The organism is Aureimonas populi (genome assembly GCF_017815515.1).
Classification (GTDB): domain Bacteria; phylum Pseudomonadota; class Alphaproteobacteria; order Rhizobiales; family Rhizobiaceae; genus Aureimonas; species Aureimonas populi.
Genome location: NZ_CP072611.1, coordinates 1,869,996 through 1,887,750 on the forward strand (window position 1 = coordinate 1,869,996; position 17,755 = coordinate 1,887,750).

A 17,755-nucleotide genomic window follows, 5' to 3' on the forward strand; every position below is an offset into this window, starting at 1 on the left:
TCGGCACCGTGAAAAACTGCGCAACTCATAACGGCCTTGCTTTTGAGGCTTGAGCCAGCGCCCGGCTCATGAGCGACCGCATGGTGGGGCAAATGGGCTGGAGCATCGTCTTCTCGCTCGCCTCGGCCATCGTCGGCTTCGTGGCCGCCACCTATGGGCCGCTCTGGATCGGCTGGGGCGCCAGCATGAGCGCGGCCGGCATGATCGCCAGCGTCAGCGGGCTGATCCTCCTGGCGGCCTGCGTCCTGGGGCCTCACCGCAGAGGCGTGGCCACCCCGGCCTGACCCCCATCGCCTTCCATCGCATCTTCATATAAGGATGCGTTTATATGGTGGGCGAATGCGGCAAGGGACGGATGATGGCTGGCACCACGAAGGGCTTGTTCTCCGGGGCTTCGACGGGCGCGCGTGGCGATGCGTGGGCCGCGCTGGAAGCGGCCGCGCGCGAGCGCGTCCTCGTTCTCGACGGGGCGATGGGCACCGAGATCCAGACGCTCGGCCTGTCCGAGGAGGATTTTCGCGGCCACCGCTTCGGGGCCTGCGAGTGCCACCTTCAGGGCAACAACGACCTCCTGATCCTGTCGCAGCCCAAGGCCATCGAGGACATCCATTTCGCCTATGCCATGGCGGGCGCGGATATTCTGGAGACCAACACCTTTTCGGGCACCACCATCGCGCAGGCCGATTACGGCATGGAAGGCGTGGTGCACGAGTTGAACCGGGAGGGCGCGCGCCTTGCCGCCAACGCCGCGCGGCGCGCCGAGGCGGCGGACGGGCGCCGGCGCTTCGTGGCCGGGGCCGTGGGGCCCACCAACCGCACCGCCTCCATCTCGCCGGATGTCAACAATCCCGGCTTTCGCGCCGTTTCCTTCGAGGATCTGCGCGTGGCCTACGGCCAGCAGGTGCGCGGTCTGGTGGAAGGCGGGGCGGACCTCATCCTCATCGAGACCATCTTCGACACGCTCAACGCCAAGGCGGCCATCTTCGCTTGCGAGGAGGTGTTCCGCGAGACCGGCACCCGCCTGCCGCTGATGATCTCCGGCACCATCACGGACCTGTCCGGGCGCACGCTCTCGGGCCAGACGCCCACGGCCTTCTGGCACTCGATCCGCCATGCGCGCCCCTTCACCGTCGGGCTCAACTGCGCGCTCGGGGCACAGGCCATGCGCCCCCATCTGGCGGAGCTGTCCGGCGCGGCCGACACCTTCCTGTGCGCCTATCCCAATGCCGGCCTGCCCAACGAGTTCGGCCAGTACGACGAGAGCCCGGAGGCGATGGCCGCGCAGATCCGGGGCTTTGCGCAGGAGGGCATCGTCAACGTGGTCGGCGGCTGCTGCGGCTCCACACCCGCCCATATCCGCGCCATCGCCGATGCGGTGGCGGGCCTTGCGCCGCGCGCCGTGCCGAAGATCGCCCCGGCCATGCGTCTCTCGGGCCTGGAGCCCTTCACGCTCACGCCCGACATTCCCTTCGTCAATGTGGGCGAGCGCACCAATGTCACCGGCTCGGCGCGCTTCCGCAAGCTCGTCACCAACGGCGACTATGCCGCCGCGCTGGACGTGGCACGCGACCAGGTGGCGAACGGCGCGCAAATCATCGACATCAACATGGACGAGGGGCTCATTGATTCGAAGGCCGCGATGGTGGAGTTTCTCCACCTCGTCGCCTCCGAGCCCGACATCGCCCGGGTGCCGGTGATGATCGACAGTTCCAAGTGGGAAGTGATCGAGGCGGGGCTGCAATGCGTGCAGGGCAAGCCCATCGTCAATTCCATCTCCATGAAGGAGGGCGAGGCGGCCTTCCTGGAACAGGCGCGGCTGGCCCGCGCCTATGGCGCGGCGGTGGTCGTCATGGCCTTCGACGAGGAGGGGCAGGCCGACAGCTACGAGCGCAAGGTCGCCATCTGCGCGCGCGCCTACAAGCTCCTCACCGAGGAAGCCGGCTTTCCTCCCGAGGATATCGTCTTCGACCCCAACGTTTTCGCCGTCGCCACCGGCATCGAGGAGCATGACGGCTACGGCGTCGCCTTCATCGAGGCCACGCGGACGATCCGGCAGACCCTGCCGCACGCCCACATCTCCGGCGGCATCTCCAACCTCTCCTTCTCGTTTCGCGGCAACGAGCCGGTGCGCGAGGCGATGCACGCCGTGTTCCTCTACCACGCCATCCAGGCCGGCATGGATATGGGCATCGTCAACGCCGGCCAGCTCGCCGTCTACGAGAGCATCGACCCGGAGCTGCGCGAGGCCTGCGAGGACGTGGTGCTGAACCGGCCGGGGCGCGGCGGGCAGAGCCCGACCGAGCGCCTGCTCGACATCGCCGGGCGCTACAAGGGGCAGGGCGGCCGGGAGGCGAAGGCAAGGGACCTCTCCTGGCGCGAGAAGCCGGTGGAGGACCGGCTGGCCCACGCGCTCGTCAACGGCATCACCGAGTTCATCGAGGCCGACACGGAGGAGGCGCGCCTCAAGGCCGCGCGTCCGCTGCATGTGATCGAGGGCCCGCTGATGGCGGGCATGAACGTGGTCGGCGACCTGTTCGGCTCGGGCAAGATGTTCCTGCCCCAGGTGGTGAAGTCCGCCCGCGTCATGAAGCAGGCGGTCGCTCATCTCCTGCCCTTCATGGAGGAGGAGAAGCGCCTGGCCGGCGGCGAAGGGCGCCAGAGCGCCGGCAAGGTCCTGATGGCGACGGTGAAGGGCGATGTCCACGACATCGGCAAGAACATCGTCGGCGTCGTCCTGGCCTGCAACAATTACGAGGTGATCGACCTCGGCGTGATGGTGCCGGCCGCCAGGATCCTGGAAACGGCGCGGGCGCAGAAGGTGGACGTCATCGGCCTGTCCGGCCTCATCACGCCCTCCCTCGACGAGATGGTGCATGTCGCCTCCGAGATGGAGCGCGAGGGCTTCGAGGTGCCGCTCCTCATCGGCGGGGCGACGACGAGCCGTGTCCATACGGCGGTGAAGATCGACCCGCGCTACGAAAAGGGCCAGACGGTTTATGTGACGGATGCGAGCCGGGCGGTGGGCGTGGTCTCCAGCCTGCTCTCGCCCGAGAGCCGCACCGCCTACATGGACAAGGTGCGCGCCGAATACCGCAAGGTGGCCGAGGCCCATGCGCGCTCGGAGGCCGACAAGCGCCGCCTGCCGCTGGCGCGGGCACGCGAGAACGCGGAACGGATCGACTGGTCGTCCTACAAGGCGGTGCGGCCGAGCTTCCTCGGCACGCGCGTGTTCCGGGAGTGGGACCTTGCCGAACTGGCCCGCTATATCGACTGGACGCCCTTCTTCCAGACATGGGAGCTGAAGGGCCGCTTCCCGAAGATCCTGGAGGATGAGGCGCAGGGCCCGGCCGCGCGCGCCCTCTACGAGGACGCGCAGGCGATGCTCGGGCAGATCGTTGCCGAAAAATGGTTCCGCCCGCAGGCCGTGGTCGGCTTCTGGCCGGCCAACGCGGTGGGCGACGATATTCGCCTCTTCGCGGACGAGGCGCGGGCGCGCGAGCGCGCCACCTTCTACACCCTGCGCCAGCAACTCTCCCGGCGGGACGGCCGGCCGAACGTCGCGCTTTCCGATTTCGTCGCGCCGCAAGGCACGCCCGATTATGTCGGCGGCTTCGTGGTGACGGCGGGCATCGAGGAGGAGGCGATCTCCGAGCGCTTCGCCCGCGCCAACGACGACTACGCCTCCATCATGGTCAAGGCGCTGGCCGACCGTTTCGCCGAAGCCTTCGCCGAGCGGATGCACGAGCATGTGCGCCGGGAGCTGTGGGGCTACGCGCCGCACGAGGCCCTGGCCGGCGAGGAGCTTCTGGGCGAGGCCTATGACGGCATCCGCCCCGCGCCCGGCTATCCCGCCCAGCCCGACCACACTGAGAAGGCGACCCTGTTCGAGCTTCTGGATGCGGAGGCCGCCATCGGCGTGCGGCTGACGGAAAGCTACGCCATGTGGCCGGGCTCCTCTGTCTCCGGCCTCTATATCGCCCATCCGGGCAGCTACTATTTCGGCGTCGCCAAGGTGGAGCGCGACCAGGTGGAGGACTACGCCGCCCGCAAGGGCATGGCGGTGGCCGAGGTGGAGCGCTGGCTCGCGCCCGTGCTGAACTACGTGCCCGCCGCCGCCGAGGCGGCCTGAGGGAACAGCGCGGCCGCCGGGCGGTTATCCCTTCCTCAACCGTTCGAGGGAGGCTGCCATGCCCCAGGGCGACAAGTCGAAATACACCGACAAGCAGAAGCGCAAGGCCGAGCATATCGAGGAAGGCTACGAGAAGCGGGGCGTTGAGAAGGACGAGGCCGAGCGCCGGGCCTGGGCGAGCGTGAACAAGGACGACGGCGGCGGCAACAAGAGCGGTGGCTCGGGCCGGGGCAAGTCGACCGGCAATCCCGCCGCGCACAAGGGCGGCGAGAAGGGCGGCAAGGCATCCGCCTCCCGCACGGCGGCCGAGCGCTCGGCCTCGGCGAAGAAGGCGGCCGCTACGCGCAAGCGCAACGCGGCAGCCTGAACCGCGTTGGCCGCCATCGGCGAATGGTCTATCCTCGCACGGATCACCGCCGAACGGAGTCGAGACATGAAATTCGCACGATGGCGCGCGGGCAAGGCTCGCCTCTCATGAGCGCGCCCTTCGACGAGCAGTCGCTGGTCAACCTCCTGCGCGGCACGCAGGAGGGCGTGCGCGAGGAGCCCGCCCGGCCGGAGGCCGCCCCGAATCGCGCCCCGGCGGAACCGGAGCAGCCGGCGGCCCCCTTGCCCGACGAGCGCGATTTTTCCGCGGCGCTCGACCTCGTCAAGCGCGCCTGCCATTCGCTTCGGGGGGCCGAGGCGCGTGCCGTGCAGATGGAGCGCGAGATGCAGCGGCTGCGCGAGGCCGCCGCCGGGCAGGCCGAGGAGATCGAGGCGCTGACGGAGCATGTCGCCGCCTTGCAGGCCCGGGCCGACGAGGCCGAGCAGCGGGCCGAGGAAGCGCAAAACCGCGCGGCGGAAGCCGAAGGCTGGCTGGTGCGGCTGCACGATGCCATCAAGGACGGCTTCTCGCCCGCCCGCCGGCCCGCTCCCGCCGGCGACGAGGAGCAGGAGGGCGGCGCGGGCCGCTTGTGAAGCGCTTGCAATTCTGTCATTTTGGAAATAGGTCAGCATCACTGCCGTAATTTCTCCTTGCTCCTGGAAGCCGCCAAGGGGGAAAACGCGGCTGGACGCGCCGGTGGGCGGCGGGCGATGAAGGCCGGGAGGCGATCCGGGAATGCCCGGCCTGGCTCATTCTTGAAAAGACATGCCGTTCGCGGCGGTCCCTTGGGCCGTTTCGCGAGCGAGCGAACGGAGTTGAAGCGATGACGATGAAGACGCCATCCCCTGTCGAAGCCACGGCCGCCATGGCCGCGACCGCCGACGCTCCGGTGAAAGCCCGCGCCAATCCCGGCCGCGCCGGCCTCTACGACCCGCGCAACGAGCACGATGCCTGCGGCGTGGGCTTCATCGCCCATATGAAGAACCGCAAGTCCCACGACATCGTCGCCAAGGGGCTGAAGATTCTGGAGAACCTGACCCATCGCGGGGCGGTGGGCGCCGATCCGCTGATGGGCGACGGGGCGGGCATGCTCGTCCAGATTCCGCACGAGTTCTTCCGCGCCGAAATGGCGCAGCAGGGCGTGGAGCTGCCCGCGCCCGGCCAGTACGGCGTCGGCTTCGTCTTCATGCCGCAGGACGAGGCGCGCCGGCTGCATTTCAAGGAGCTGTTCGAGCAGGCGGCCGCCGAGGAAGGCTGCCAGCTTCTCGGCTGGCGCGACGTGCCGGTCGACAATTCCTCGCTTTCCAAGGCGCCCGAGATCGCGGCGACCGAGCCGGTCCACCGGCAGGTCTTCATCTCCCGCTCGCCTTCCTGCGCCACGGACGAGGATTTCGAGCGCAAGCTCTACATCATCCGCAAGGTCGTCTCGAACCGCGTCTATGAAGAGGCGCAGTCGGTGGACACGGACTTCTACGTCGTGTCCCTCTCCGCGCGTACCATCGTCTACAAGGGCATGTTCCTGGCCTATCAGGTGGGTGCCTATTACCGCGACCTGAAGGACGAGCGCTTCACCAGCGCGCTCGCCCTCGTCCACCAGCGCTTCTCCACCAACACCTTCCCGTCCTGGCGCCTCGCCCATCCCTATCGGATGGTGGCCCATAACGGCGAGATCAACACGCTGCGCGGCAACGTGAACTGGATGGCCGCGCGCCAGGCGAGCGTCGATTCCGAGCTCTTCGGCAACGACATCTCCAAGCTCTGGCCGATCTCCTACGAGGGCCAGTCGGACACCGCCTGTTTCGACAACGCGCTCGAATTCCTCACGCAGGGCGGCTACTCGCTGGCCCATGCGATGATGATGCTGATCCCCGAGGCCTGGGCCGGCAACAAGCAGATGAGCGCGGAGCGCAAGGCGTTCTACGAGTATCATGCCGCGCTGATGGAGCCCTGGGATGGCCCGGCCTCCGTCTGCTTCACGGACGGGCGGCAGATCGGCGCGACGCTGGACCGCAACGGGCTTCGCCCCGCCCGCTACGTGGTGACGGACGACGACCTCGTGATCCTGGCCTCCGAGGCGGGCACGCTGGAGGTGGCCGAGGAGCGCATCGTCAAGAAGTGGCGGCTCCAGCCGGGCCGGATGCTCCTGATCGACCTGGAGAAGGGCCGCATCGTCTCCGACGAGGAGGTGAAGAACGAGATCGCCTCGGCCAACCCGTATCGCGACTGGCTGAAGTCCACCCAGCTCATCCTGGAGGACCTGAAGCCCGTGGCGCCCCGCGCCTCGCGCGCCGACGTCTCGCTGCTCGACCGGCAGCAGGCCTTCGGCTACACGCAGGAAGACCTCAAGATCCTGATGTCGCCCATGGCCACCACCGGCCAGGAGGCCATCGGCTCCATGGGCACCGACACGCCCATCTCGGCCATGAGCGGCAGGTCCAAGCTGCTTTACACCTATTTCAAGCAGAACTTCGCGCAGGTCACGAACCCGCCGATCGACCCGATCCGCGAAGAGCTGGTGATGAGCCTGGTCTCCTTCATCGGGCCCCGGCCGAACATCTTCGACCTGGAGGGCACCTCGCGCCGCAAGCGGCTGGAGGTGCGCCAGCCGATCCTGACCAATGGCGACCTGGAGAAGATCCGCACCATCGGCCATACCGAGGACCGGTTCGACACCAAGACGCTGGACACGACCTATGCCTCCGAGCAGGGCGCGGCGGGCATGGCCGGGGCGCTGGATCGCCTGTGCGAGCGGGCCGAGGCGGCCGTGGTGGGCGGCTACAACATCATCATCCTGTCGGACCGGCAGATGGGCGCCGATCGCATCCCCATCCCCGCGCTCCTGGCCACGGCCGCCGTGCACCATCACCTGATCCGCAAGGGCCTGCGCACCGCCGTCGGCCTCGTGGTGGAATCGGGCGAGCCGCGCGAGGTGCATCATTTCGCGTGCCTTGCCGGCTACGGCGCGGAGGCGATCAACCCCTATCTCGCCTTCGACACGCTCAACGCCATGCATGCGCGCGGCGACTTCCCGCCGGAAGTGGACCAGAGCGAGCTTGTCGGCCGCTTCATCAAGTCGGTCGGCAAGGGCCTGCTCAAGGTCATGTCCAAGATGGGCATCTCGACCTACCAGTCCTATTGCGGCGCGCAGATCTTCGACGCCATCGGCCTCCAGCAGGTATTCGTGGATCGCTTCTTCTCCGGCACCGCCACCACCATCGAGGGGGTGGGGCTGGACGAGGTTGCGCGCGAGAGCGCCGAGCGCCACGCGCTGGCCTTCTCCAAGGACCCGGTGCTGGCCCGCGCGCTCGACGTGGGCGGGGAATATGCCTACCGGATGCGCGGCGAATCGCACATGTGGTCGCCCGAGGCGGTGGCCACGCTCCAGCACGCGGTGCGGCTCGATTCCTACGAGAAGTACAAGGAGTTCTCCGCGCTGGTGAACCAGAGCGCGGTGGAGACCTCCGCCATCCGGGGCCTCTTCCGTATCAAGATGGCCGAGGAGATGGGCCTGCATCCCGTGCCGCTGGACGAGGTCGAGCCGGCGAGCGAGATCGTCAAGCGTTTCGCCACGGGCGCCATGTCCTTCGGCTCTATCTCGCGCGAGGCCCATTCGACGCTGGCCGTGGCGATGAACCGCATCGGCGGCAAGTCGAACACGGGCGAGGGCGGCGAGGAGCCGGACCGCTACCAGCCCCTGCCGGACGGCACGGCCAACCCGGAGCGCTCGGCGATCAAGCAGATCGCGAGCGGGCGCTTCGGCGTGACGACGGATTATCTCGTCAACGCCGACATGCTCCAGATCAAGGTCGCTCAGGGCGCCAAGCCGGGCGAGGGCGGGCAGTTGCCGGGCCACAAGGTGGACGCCACCATCGCCAAGACGCGCCATTCCACCCCCGGCGTCGGCCTCATCTCGCCGCCGCCGCACCACGACATCTATTCGATCGAGGATCTGGCTCAGCTCATCTACGACCTGAAGAACGTCAACCCGGCGGCCGACATCTCGGTCAAGCTTGTCTCCGAGGTGGGCGTGGGCACGGTGGCGGCGGGCGTGGCCAAGGCGCGCGCGGACCACATCATCGTCTCCGGCTATGACGGGGGCACGGGCGCCTCGCCGCTCACCTCCATCAAGCACGCCGGCTCCCCCTGGGAGATGGGCCTTGCCGAGACGCAGCAGACGCTGGTGATGAACGGGCTGCGCTCGCGCGTGGCTCTTCAGGTGGACGGCGGCCTGCGCTCGGGCCGCGACGTGGTGATCGGCGCGCTGCTCGGGGCGGACGAGTTCGGCTTCTCCACCGGCCCGCTGATCGCGGCCGGCTGCATCATGATGCGCAAGTGCCACCTCAACACCTGCCCCGTGGGCGTCGCCACGCAGGACCCCGTCCTGCGCAAGCGCTTCAAGGGCCTGCCCGAGCACGTGATCAACTTCTTCTTCTTCATCGCCGAAGAGGTGCGCGAGATCATGGCCGCCATGGGCGTGCGCAACCTTGCCGAGCTGACCGGCCAGTCCGAGCGGCTCGACAAGAAGCCGCTGGTGGAGCACTGGAAGGCGAGGGGGCTCGACTTCTCCAAGCTGTTCTTCAAGCCGGAGGCCCCGCGCGAGGAACTGCTCTGGACCAAGCGGCAGGAGCACCCGATCGAGGACGTGCTCGACCGCAGGCTCATCGAGCGGGCAGAGGCCGCGCTGACGGCCCGCCAGCAGGTGACGATCGAAACCGCCATCACCAATGTCGATCGCTCGGCCGGGGCCATGCTCTCGGGCGAGGTGGCCAAGCGCTTCGGCATGAAGGGGCTGGCCGACGACACGATCAGCGTGAAGCTCACCGGCACGGCCGGCCAGAGCTTCGGCGCCTTCCTGATGCGGGGCGTTTCCTTCGATCTGGTGGGCGACGGCAACGACTATGTCGGCAAGGGGCTCTCGGGCGGTCGCATCGTGGTGCGCCCGCGTGAGGACACGCGCATCGTGCCCGAGGACTCCATCATCATCGGCAACACGGTCCTCTACGGCGCGATCGCGGGCGAGTGCTACTTCCGCGGCGTGGCCGGCGAGCGTTTCGCCGTGCGCAATTCCGGCGCCATCGCGGTGGTGGAGGGCGTCGGTGACCATGGCTGCGAGTACATGACCGGCGGCGTCGTCGTCATCCTCGGCCAGACGGGGCGCAACTTCGCGGCCGGCATGTCCGGCGGCGTGGCTTATGTCTACGACCCGGTGGGCGACTTCTCCGAGCGCTGCAACATGGCCATGGTGGAGCTGGAGCCGGTGCCGGAGGAGGACGACCTCCTGGAGAAGCTGCACCACCACGGCGGCGACCTCCAGCACATGGGCCGGGTGGACGTCTCCTCCGACATGACGCGCCATGACGACGAGCGGCTCTACCAGCTCATCTCCAACCATCTCCACTTCACCGGCTCGACCCGCGCGAAGGAGATGCTGGACGAGTGGGAGCATCACCGGCCGAAATTCGTGAAGGTGATGCCGGTCGAGTACCGCCGGGCGCTTCTGGAGATGGAGCGCATGCGCATGGGCATCGCGGCGGAGTGATCGGAAAGGCGGGAACCTTCCTGTCGGTCTCGGGGTTTCTCATGGTCCCCCGAGACTTCAAGAAGGAGATTCTCATGGCAAAGGACGCGTACGCTCAGGGCAAGCTCGCCTACGAGCACAACCATCCCATGTCGTCGTGCGAGTATCCTGTCGGTTCCAGCCTGCGGGCAGAGTGGATGGCAGGCTGGACGCAGGCCAGCAACACCGACCCCAAGCGCGGCCAGGTGCCGGCCGCGCGGCGGGAAGGCACACGCCCGGCCGCCTGACCGGGCCGGCGACAGGACCACATGAAAACGGCGCCCCGAGGGGCGCCGTTCTTGTTTGTCGTATACGTGTAAGCGGAAAGGTCAGGCGGCGGTGGCCTCGATGGCCTTCGCATTGCCGTTGTCGGCAACGGAGATGTCGATCCGGCGCGGCTTCATCGCCTCGGGGATGATGCGCACGAGGTCGATGTGCAGAAGGCCGTTCTTCAGGCTCGCGCCCTTCACCTCCACATGCTCGGCGAGCTGGAAGCGGCGCTCGAAGGCACGCCCGGCAATGCCGCGATGCAGGAATTCGGACTTCTCGTTCTCGGCTTCGGCCCTGTCGCCCTTCACGGTCAGGACGTTCTCGCGCGATTCGATCGAGAGCTCGCTCTCGCCGAATCCGGCCACCGCCATGGTGATGCGATAGGCGTTCTCGCCGGTGCGCTCGATATTGTACGGCGGATAGCTCTGGCCGCTATCGGGCGTGCCGAGATTGTCCAGCATGGAGAAGAGCCGGTCGAAGCCGACGGTGGAACGATAGAGGGGGGCGAAATCAACGTGACGCATGGTCGTGTCCTCTTCAAGTTGAGCAACATGTCATTGGTCTGCGTCGCTTCCTCGAAGACCCCGCATCCGCGGCGGTCGGGGAAGGCGAGCGGCCCCTTGCGGCGGCCGCAGGATGGAGATGGTAAGCGCCGGATCGCGCTTCAAGAGGCTCCGTCCGCCCCCGCCGCGCACCGGGCTCTTCACATGAACGTGACGTGAACGCCCCCTTCCGCCTGCGTTCAGCCGCGCCGGCGCATCTTCGTGTCGTTCTCCCGGATGGTGCGGGGGCAGATCGAGGATGAAGTCGATGAAGGCGCTTCTTGCAGGACTGGCGATCACTCTCGCCCTTGGGGCGGCAACGGCCCCCGCCTCCGCCAATCCCGTCCGTCACGGCGGCCATCACGAGGATGCGCGCGATGTCCGCCCCGACCGCGCGGCGAGCCGGCGGGAGGTCGTGCCCGAGCAGCGGATCGAGCGGCTCGCCTTCAGCGAGGGCTTCGTGGAGGTGGAGGGCATCCGCCTGCGGCGCGACCGCTATGTCGTCGACGCGGTGCGCCCCAACGGCGCCGTCTTCCGCCTCGCCTTCGATGCCTATGACGGCAGCCTCGTCTCGCGCGAGCGCCTCGGCTGGACGCGCGGCTTCGAGCGGCGCGGGGTCGAGCGTGTCCGGGGGCCTGAATTCCGGTTCGACCTTCGCGGTTGAGCCGAACCGAAAACGGTCGCGGCGTCCCGTCCCTTCCGCCGTGGCCGTGGAGCCGAAGGTCCTTCAACGAACCTTCGGCTCCCATTCCTCGCCCGGCCGTCCCGCCCGCTCAAGGACGGGCGGTCGGGCTTTTTCTTTGGCGCGGGCCCCGCGTCCTCGCGCGCAAAGGCGATTTCGGTTCGCCGCGCGATGCTTTACGATCCCGCCCATGGACGACACCCTCCCGCCCTTCGTCGAGATTCCCGAGAACCCTATTCCGCCGGGCCTCGCAGCCGCGCGTCTGCGCCTGCGCGACGGCAAATGGATGCGCTATGCGCTGGCCGCTCCGGCCAATCCGCGCGGCACGGTGCTTATCCTGCAGGGCCGTAACGAGGCCATCGAGAAATATTTCGAGACGATCGGGGACCTGATGGCGCGCGGCTTTGCCGTGGCGATCTTCGACTGGCGGGGGCAGGGGGGCTCGGAACGGCTGCTGCGCGATGCCGCCAAGGGCCATATCGACCGCGTCGAGACCTATGTGCGCGACCTGGACGAATTCGTGGCCCGCGTGCTGCTGCCCGATTGCCGGGCGCCCTATGTCGTCCTGGCCCATTCCACCGGCGGCCTCGTCGCCCTCCAGGCCATTCCGCGCCTCGTCAACCGTGTCGAGCGAATGGTGCTGTCGGCGCCCCTGGTGGCCTTTCCCGCCCGCCCGCGGATCACCGGAACCCTCTCCTTCATCGCTTCGGCGCTGAGGCTGGTGGGGCTCGGGCGCACATCGGTGCGGCGCCTTCGCCCGGGCGGGCCGGTCTGGAGCGCTCGCACCAGCCCGCTCAGCAGCGATCCGCGCCGGCTGGCGCGCAACATGGCGCTGGCTGAGGCCGCGCCGCAGCTCTTCGTCCATCGCCTCACCGCCTCCTGGGTCGCCGCCTGCGCGGCGGCCATGCGGCGGCTGGACGATTCGGACGTGATCGCCGGCCTGCACCTGCCGACCCTCTTCGTGACGGCCGGGGACGACAAGGTGGTGAATGCGGCGGCCGCCGAACGCCTGGCGTGGCGCATGCGCTCCGGCCACGTCCTCTCCATTCCCGGAGCGCGGCACGAGCTGCTTCAGGAGGCCGATATCCATCGCGAGCAGTTCCTCGCCGCCTTCGAGGGCTTCGTCGGCTCGGTCATGCCGGTGCGGGCCGCCGTGCCGGACACGGCGGTGGCGGAGCTGGAGCAGGCGCTCAGCGCCTGAGTGCCTCCAGCGCCGCCGCGTGCAGCTCCGGCGTTGCCGCCGCCAGGATGTCGCCGCCCGCCTCGGGCCGGCCGCCATCCCATGTGGAGATGACGCCGCCCGCCTTCTCCACGATGGGGATCAGGGCGACGATGTCGTAGGGCTTCAGCCCGGTTTCGACGCACAGGTCGACATGCCCGTCCGCCAGCATCGCGAAAGCGTAGCAATCCGCCCCGTAGCGCGACATGCGAACGCGCGGTGAAAGTTCGCCGAACCGCTCCTTGGCAGGCCCGGCGAAGAGCTCGGGCGCGGTGGTGAAGAGGGTGGCGTCGGCAAGCGCCCGCGTGTCGCGGGTGGCGAGGCGCCGCTGCCCGCCGGGGCCGTTCAGAAAAGCGCCCTGCGGCCCCGCGCTGAACCGTTCGCCCAGATAGGGCTGCGACAGGAGGCCCAGTTCCGCGCGGCCTTCCACGTTGAGGCCGATGAGCGTGCCCCAGAGCGGAATGCCGCAGATGAAGGAGCGCGTGCCGTCCACCGGGTCGATCACCCAGGTATAGGGGCCCTCGCCGCTCGCGCCGAACTCCTCGCCGAGAATGGCGTGATGCGGAAACTCCGCGCCCAGAAGGTCGCGGATCGCCCGCTCGGCCTCGCGGTCCGCCTCCGTCACGGGGTCGAAATAGCGCCCCTCCTTGGCGTCCACCGTGCCGTGCCGCCGAAAGCGCGGCAGGGTTTGCCGGTCGGCCGCGTCGGCCAGCCGCAACAGGAAATCCATGGGGGGAAGGTCGGTCATCTTTGCTCCCTGGCGAGGCTGGAGATGGGGGATGGCACGGGCCGCAGGCGCGGCACAAGCGCGCCGGGCGCCCTATTCGGCGGCGGCCGGGCGGAGCAACTCCGCCTCCATCTCCGCAGTGAAGAAGCCGACGAAGGCGCGCAGGCTCTCGCGCATCGCCTCGAAGCCGTGATGGGGCAGGAAGTTCGCCTCGTCGGCGTAGAGCGCCCGGTTCAGCTCGATCTGGATCGCGTGGACGCCGCGCCGGGGGCGGCCGTAGCGCTCCGTCACGTAGCCGCCGGCATAGGGCTTGTTGCGCCGCACGTCCCAGCCGAGCGCGGACAGGCGCGCCGTCGCCGCCGCCACGATGCGCGCGCCGGCGCTGGTGCCGAAACGGTCGCCGATGACGATGTCGGGCCGGCGTCCGCCCGGCAGCGCCCGCACCGTGGAGGGCATGGAATGGCAGTCGATCAGGATGGCCATCCCGAACATCTCCACCGTGCGCTCGATCAGCCCGGCCAGCGTCTCGTGGAAGGGCATGTAGATGTCCTCGATCCGCGCCAGCGCCTCCTCGGCCGCCAGCTTGCCGGCGTAGATCTCCTGCCGTTCGGCTACGATCCGGGGGATCGTGCCGAGCCCGCCGGCCACCCGCGCGGAGGTGGAGTTCACATGGGCCGGCAGCTCGCCCTCGAACATGGCGGGATCGAGCTCGTAGGGCTCGCGGTTCACGTCGAGATAGGCGCGCGGAAACCGCGCAATGAGGAAGGGCGCCCCCAGGCCCGGCACGAAGTCGAAGAGCTGGTCCACGAACAGATCTTCCGAGCGGCGGATGGCCGTGCCCTTGAGCCGGGTGGAGGCGAGGAAGCTGGCGGGATAGGCGCGCCCGCTATGGGCGGAGCAGAAGACGAAGGGGCTCGTCTGGCGCGCGGGCTCGAACAGTTCGAAGGCGGGGCAGGGGCCGGCGGCCGTGATCAGCATGGGCGATTTCGTGGACGACAAGGCTCTTCCTTCATGCCTCCTGCGGCTGAATGCTTCATCATATGTAGAGGCTGCCATGAATCTTGGACAGGCGTTGTGTCGCGTCCGTGAAGTCCGGTGCGACAGCCCGTCGGGACGGGCGAGGCGCGCGTCCCGCGCAAGGGCCGGAACAGCACTTGTTCAAGATTCACGACAGCCTTCAACGTGAAGGAGCGTCGTGAACATTCCCCTCGGCGCGGCGCTGCCTCTCTGTTAAGAGATGCGGGGCATAATGGTGTTTTAGCGCGGGCCAGGCCCGCGCCGCGACGGGTTTGAATGCGATGTCGAAGATCCTTTTGGCTGAAGACGACAACGATATGCGCCGCTTCCTGGCCAAGGCGCTGGAGAAGGCGGGCTACGAGGTGACGGCCTACGACAACGGCGGCAGCGCCTATGAGCGGCTGCGCGAGGAGCCGTTCTCGCTGCTCCTGACTGATATCGTCATGCCGGAGATGGACGGAATCGAGCTCGCACGCCGGGCGACGGAACTCGACCCCGACCTGAAGGTCATGTTCATCACCGGCTTCGCGGCGGTGGCGCTGAACCCCGATTCGAAGGCGCCGAAGGATGCCAAGATCCTCTCCAAGCCCTTCCACCTGCGCGAGCTGGTGGAGGAAGTGGGCAAGATGCTGAAGGACGCCGCCTGACCGCATCCCGCACGCCCCGGCATGGCCGGGCCGTGACCCCACCGAACGCGTATTTTTGCGCATCCGGCGCTTGACCGGCCTTTAAGCCTATGGTCTATGCCGCTTCGTCGAATGGGCGTGTAGCTCAGCGGGAGAGCACTACGTTGACATCGTAGGGGTCACAGGTTCAATCCCTGTCACGCCCACCATTCGATCCTTCATTTTATCGTCATCCGGTTTATCGGTTTGCTGCTCGGAAAGCGGGTGGCTATGGCCCTTGCCGCGCGAGAGCGTCCTCGTTAGGACGCGGCATGGTTCGTTTTGCGGTTCTCCTGGCAGGTCCCGTCGCGCCGACGCCGGCCTTGCGGCACGCCCTCAACGGGCGGCGGGTGATCGCGGCTGATGGCGGCATCAGGCATGCCGAGCCGCTGGGGCTGAAGCCGGAGCTCTGGATCGGGGACTTCGATTCGTCTCCCGGCGGTGTCTCGGCGACCTTCTCCGGCTTCGAGCGCGAAGTGTTGCCCAGGGAGAAGGACCGGACGGACGGAGAGGCGGCCGTGGAGGCGGCCTTGGCGCGGGGTGCGCGCGATCTGCTTCTGGTCGGCGCCTTGCGGGGCCCTCGCAGCGACCATGCCTTTTCCAATCTCGTGCTCGCCCTGCGCTACCGGGCGGCGGGCCTATCCATCGAGCTTTTCGATGGATGCGAGCGCGCCCTTCCTCTCGGCCCGGCGCCATGCCGCATCGCCTGCGAGGCGGGTACGCCCTTCTCGATCCTGCGCTTTTCCGACGTCGCCGGGCTGACGGTGCGCGGCGCGAAATGGCCGCTGGAGGGGGCCGACCTCCCCTTCCATTCCATCCTCACCCAGTCGAACGAGGCCCTCGGCCCGCTGGAGGTCAGCGTCGAGACGGGGGAGGCGATGCTGCTCGTGCAGGCGCGGCCATAAGCCTTTCACGTGCGCCTCGGCGTGCCCGCCATGGGCACGCAGGGTTCCTGCTCGATCGGCCCGATACCCTGCCGCCCGGCCCGCCCGGACGGTTCAGCGCATCACCGGCATGGAAAACTCGGCGCCGGCCTTGATGCCTGAGGGCCAGCGGCTGGTGACGGTCTTGGTGCGGGTCCAGAACTTGATCGAGTCCGGCCCGTGCTGATTGAGGTCGCCGAAGGACGAGCGCTTCCAGCCGCCGAAGGAGTGATAGGCGAGGGGCGTGGGGATCGGCACGTTGATGCCCACCATGCCGATATTCACGCGGCTGGTGAAGTCGCGCGCGGCATCGCCGTCGCGCGTGTAGATGGCGACGCCGTTGCCGTATTCGTGGCGCATCGGCAGCGAGAGCGCCTCCTCGTAATCCTTCGCGCGCACCACGGACAGGACGGGGCCGAAAATCTCCTCGCGATAGATGTCCATCTCGGGCGTGACATGGTCGAAGAGGCAGGCGCCCACATAGAAGCCCTCCTCGTAGCCCTGCATGGAGAAGCCACGCCCGTCGACCTTCAACTCGGCGCCTTCCGACACGCCCTTCTCGATGAGGCCGAGGATCTTCTCCTGCGCCGCCTTCGTCACCACCGGGCCGAAATCGGCGGCGCTGTCGGTATAGGGGCCGATCTTGAGCGCCTCGACCTTGGGCACCAGCCTGTCGATCAGCGCGTTCGCGGTTTCCTCACCCACGGGCACGGCCACCGAGATGGCCATGCAGCGCTCCCCCGCCGAGCCGTAGCCCGCGCCGATCAAGGCGTCGGCGGCCTGGTCGAGGTCGGCGTCGGGCATGATGATCATGTGGTTCTTGGCCCCGCCGAAGCACTGGGCGCGCTTTCCGAACCGGGCAGCCTGCGCATAGACGTGGGCCGCGATGGGCGTGGAGCCGACGAAGGAGACGGCTGCGATGTCCGGGTGGGCGAGGATACCGTCCACGGCGTCCTTGTCGCCGTTCACCACCTGCAGGATGCCCTTGGGCAGCCCGGCCTCCATCATCAGCTCGGCCAGGCGCATCGGCACGGAAGGATCGCGTTCGGAGGGCTTGAGGATGAAGGCGTTGCCGCAGGCGATGGCGGGCGCGAACATCCACATCGGAATCATGGCCGGGAAGTTGAAGGGCGTGATGCCCGCGCCGATTCCCAGCGGCTGGCGCAGCGAATACATGTCGATGCCCGGCCCGGCGCCCTCCGTGAACTCCGCCTTCTGGAGATGGGGAATGCCGATGACGAACTCGCAGACCTCCAGCCCGCGCACGATGTCGCCCTTCGAATCCTCCACCGTCTTGCCATGCTCGGCCGAAAGCATCTCGGCCAGCGCCTGCATGTTCTCGTTGAGCAGCGCGACGAAGCGCATGAAGACGCGGGCGCGGCGCTGCGGGTTGGTGGCCGCCCAGGCCGGCTGCGCCGCCTTCGCCGCGTCGACCGCGCGCTGAAGCTCGTCGGCCGAGGCCAGCGCCACCGTGGCGCTGGCCTGCCCGGTCGCGGGGTTGAACACCTGCGCGCTGCGCCCCGACGTTCCGGCGACCCGCACGCCGTCGATGAAGTGGCCGATCTCGTCCATGCTCTCTCTCCCGATCCGCTGTCCTGCCGCAGATGAACGCTCGCGCGCCGCCTCGGCAAGCCCCTTCGCGCGGGCAATCGTTGTG

At 68.3% G+C, this 17,755-nt stretch carries 14 protein-coding genes and 1 tRNA gene; 11 read left to right on the top strand and 4 right to left on the bottom strand.

Features of this window, described 5'->3' with window-relative positions; genetic code table 11:
* The first annotated feature begins 68 nt into the window (after positions 1-68).
* The 6 genes from J7654_RS08555 (at position 69) to J7654_RS08580 (ending at position 10,301) form a co-directional block, all read left to right on the top strand.
* Positions 69-284, top strand: a complete 216-nt coding sequence (locus tag J7654_RS08555) for a hypothetical protein (RefSeq protein WP_209739973.1) — start codon at positions 69-71, stop codon at positions 282-284.
* Positions 285-358: 74 nt separating this feature from the next.
* Entirely contained in the window at positions 359-4,129 is a 3,771-nt protein-coding gene (gene metH, locus J7654_RS08560; RefSeq protein WP_209740361.1) for a methionine synthase, read from the top strand.
* A 58-nt stretch (positions 4,130-4,187) separates the two neighbouring features.
* Positions 4,188-4,496 carry a plasmid stabilization protein gene (locus J7654_RS08565; protein WP_209739976.1) on the top strand — a complete coding sequence of 103 codons (309 nt, stop codon included), beginning with the start codon at positions 4,188-4,190 and terminating at the stop codon, positions 4,494-4,496.
* Between the two features lie 107 nt (positions 4,497-4,603).
* Positions 4,604-5,089, top strand: coding sequence for a hypothetical protein (locus J7654_RS08570; protein WP_209739979.1), 486 nt, complete (start codon positions 4,604-4,606; stop codon positions 5,087-5,089).
* A gap of 230 nt (positions 5,090-5,319) precedes the next feature.
* A complete protein-coding gene (gene gltB, locus J7654_RS08575) occupies positions 5,320-10,035 on the top strand; it encodes a glutamate synthase large subunit (RefSeq protein WP_209739981.1) in 4,716 nt (1,571 codons plus the stop codon).
* A gap of 74 nt (positions 10,036-10,109) precedes the next feature.
* A complete protein-coding gene (locus tag J7654_RS08580) occupies positions 10,110-10,301 on the top strand; it encodes an Rmf/CrpP family protein (protein WP_209739984.1) in 192 nt (63 codons plus the stop codon).
* Between the two features lie 81 nt (positions 10,302-10,382).
* Here the strand turns inward: J7654_RS08580 and J7654_RS08585 are convergent, their stop codons facing one another.
* A complete protein-coding gene (locus J7654_RS08585; RefSeq protein ID WP_209739987.1) occupies positions 10,383-10,847 on the bottom strand; it encodes an Hsp20 family protein in 465 nt (154 codons plus the stop codon).
* 286 nt (positions 10,848-11,133) lie between these two features.
* Between J7654_RS08585 and J7654_RS08590 the strand changes: the two genes are divergently transcribed.
* Positions 11,134-11,529 (top strand): hypothetical protein, encoded by a 396-nt coding sequence (locus tag J7654_RS08590; protein ID WP_209739990.1) that lies wholly within the window; start codon positions 11,134-11,136, stop codon positions 11,527-11,529.
* A 208-nt stretch (positions 11,530-11,737) separates the two neighbouring features.
* The gene (locus tag J7654_RS08595; protein WP_209739994.1) at positions 11,738-12,748 is read left to right on the top strand and encodes an alpha/beta fold hydrolase; all 1,011 of its coding nucleotides are present in this window, start codon (positions 11,738-11,740) and stop codon (positions 12,746-12,748) included.
* Here J7654_RS08595 and hisN read toward each other — a convergent pair.
* On the bottom strand, positions 12,738-13,514 hold the full coding sequence (gene hisN, locus J7654_RS08600; protein WP_209739996.1) for a histidinol-phosphatase: 777 nt from the start codon (positions 13,512-13,514) through the stop codon (positions 12,738-12,740). The two genes, J7654_RS08595 and hisN, sit on opposite strands and share 11 nt — an antisense overlap.
* Before the next feature lie 72 nt (positions 13,515-13,586).
* Positions 13,587-14,471 carry an N-formylglutamate amidohydrolase gene (locus tag J7654_RS08605; protein ID WP_209740363.1) on the bottom strand — a complete coding sequence of 295 codons (885 nt, stop codon included), beginning with the start codon at positions 14,469-14,471 and terminating at the stop codon, positions 13,587-13,589.
* Between the two features lie 320 nt (positions 14,472-14,791).
* Here J7654_RS08605 and cpdR point away from each other — a divergent pair, with 320 nt between their 5' ends.
* From cpdR to J7654_RS08620, 3 genes are all read left to right on the top strand, one after another.
* Positions 14,792-15,157 carry a cell cycle two-component system response regulator CpdR gene (cpdR, locus tag J7654_RS08610; protein ID WP_209739998.1) on the top strand — a complete coding sequence of 122 codons (366 nt, stop codon included), beginning with the start codon at positions 14,792-14,794 and terminating at the stop codon, positions 15,155-15,157.
* A gap of 113 nt (positions 15,158-15,270) precedes the next feature.
* Positions 15,271-15,345, top strand: a tRNA-Val gene (locus J7654_RS08615).
* A 102-nt stretch (positions 15,346-15,447) separates the two neighbouring features.
* On the top strand, positions 15,448-16,080 hold the full coding sequence (locus J7654_RS08620) for a thiamine diphosphokinase (protein ID WP_209740000.1): 633 nt from the start codon (positions 15,448-15,450) through the stop codon (positions 16,078-16,080).
* 93 nt (positions 16,081-16,173) lie between these two features.
* Here J7654_RS08620 and J7654_RS08625 read toward each other — a convergent pair whose 3' ends face one another.
* Positions 16,174-17,670: a CoA-acylating methylmalonate-semialdehyde dehydrogenase gene (locus tag J7654_RS08625; protein ID WP_209740001.1), complete on the bottom strand. Its 1,497-nt coding sequence runs from the start codon at positions 17,668-17,670 to the stop codon at positions 16,174-16,176.
* Positions 17,671-17,755 lie beyond the last annotated feature (85 nt).

What these genes read in the sequence shown, in the direction of transcription:
- J7654_RS08590 (WP_209739990.1), top strand. Translation starts at nt 11,134, where the DNA reads ATGAAGGCGCTTCTTGCAGGACTGGCGATCACTCTCGCCCTTGGGGCG.
- J7654_RS08625 (WP_209740001.1), bottom strand. Translation starts at nt 17,670, where the DNA reads ATGGACGAGATCGGCCACTTCATCGACGGCGTGCGGGTCGCCGGAACG.
- gltB (WP_209739981.1), top strand. Translation starts at nt 5,320, where the DNA reads ATGACGATGAAGACGCCATCCCCTGTCGAAGCCACGGCCGCCATGGCC.
- J7654_RS08585 (WP_209739987.1), bottom strand. Translation starts at nt 10,847, where the DNA reads ATGCGTCACGTTGATTTCGCCCCCCTCTATCGTTCCACCGTCGGCTTC.
- J7654_RS08605 (WP_209740363.1), bottom strand. Translation starts at nt 14,471, where the DNA reads ATGCTGATCACGGCCGCCGGCCCCTGCCCCGCCTTCGAACTGTTCGAG.
- J7654_RS08620 (WP_209740000.1), top strand. Translation starts at nt 15,448, where the DNA reads ATGGTTCGTTTTGCGGTTCTCCTGGCAGGTCCCGTCGCGCCGACGCCG.
- J7654_RS08595 (WP_209739994.1), top strand. Translation starts at nt 11,738, where the DNA reads ATGGACGACACCCTCCCGCCCTTCGTCGAGATTCCCGAGAACCCTATT.
- J7654_RS08555 (WP_209739973.1), top strand. Translation starts at nt 69, where the DNA reads ATGAGCGACCGCATGGTGGGGCAAATGGGCTGGAGCATCGTCTTCTCG.
- J7654_RS08580 (WP_209739984.1), top strand. Translation starts at nt 10,110, where the DNA reads ATGGCAAAGGACGCGTACGCTCAGGGCAAGCTCGCCTACGAGCACAAC.
- J7654_RS08565 (WP_209739976.1), top strand. Translation starts at nt 4,188, where the DNA reads ATGCCCCAGGGCGACAAGTCGAAATACACCGACAAGCAGAAGCGCAAG.
- metH (WP_209740361.1), top strand. Translation starts at nt 359, where the DNA reads ATGGCTGGCACCACGAAGGGCTTGTTCTCCGGGGCTTCGACGGGCGCG.
- hisN (WP_209739996.1), bottom strand. Translation starts at nt 13,514, where the DNA reads ATGACCGACCTTCCCCCCATGGATTTCCTGTTGCGGCTGGCCGACGCG.
- J7654_RS08570 (WP_209739979.1), top strand. Translation starts at nt 4,604, where the DNA reads ATGAGCGCGCCCTTCGACGAGCAGTCGCTGGTCAACCTCCTGCGCGGC.
- cpdR (WP_209739998.1), top strand. Translation starts at nt 14,792, where the DNA reads ATGTCGAAGATCCTTTTGGCTGAAGACGACAACGATATGCGCCGCTTC.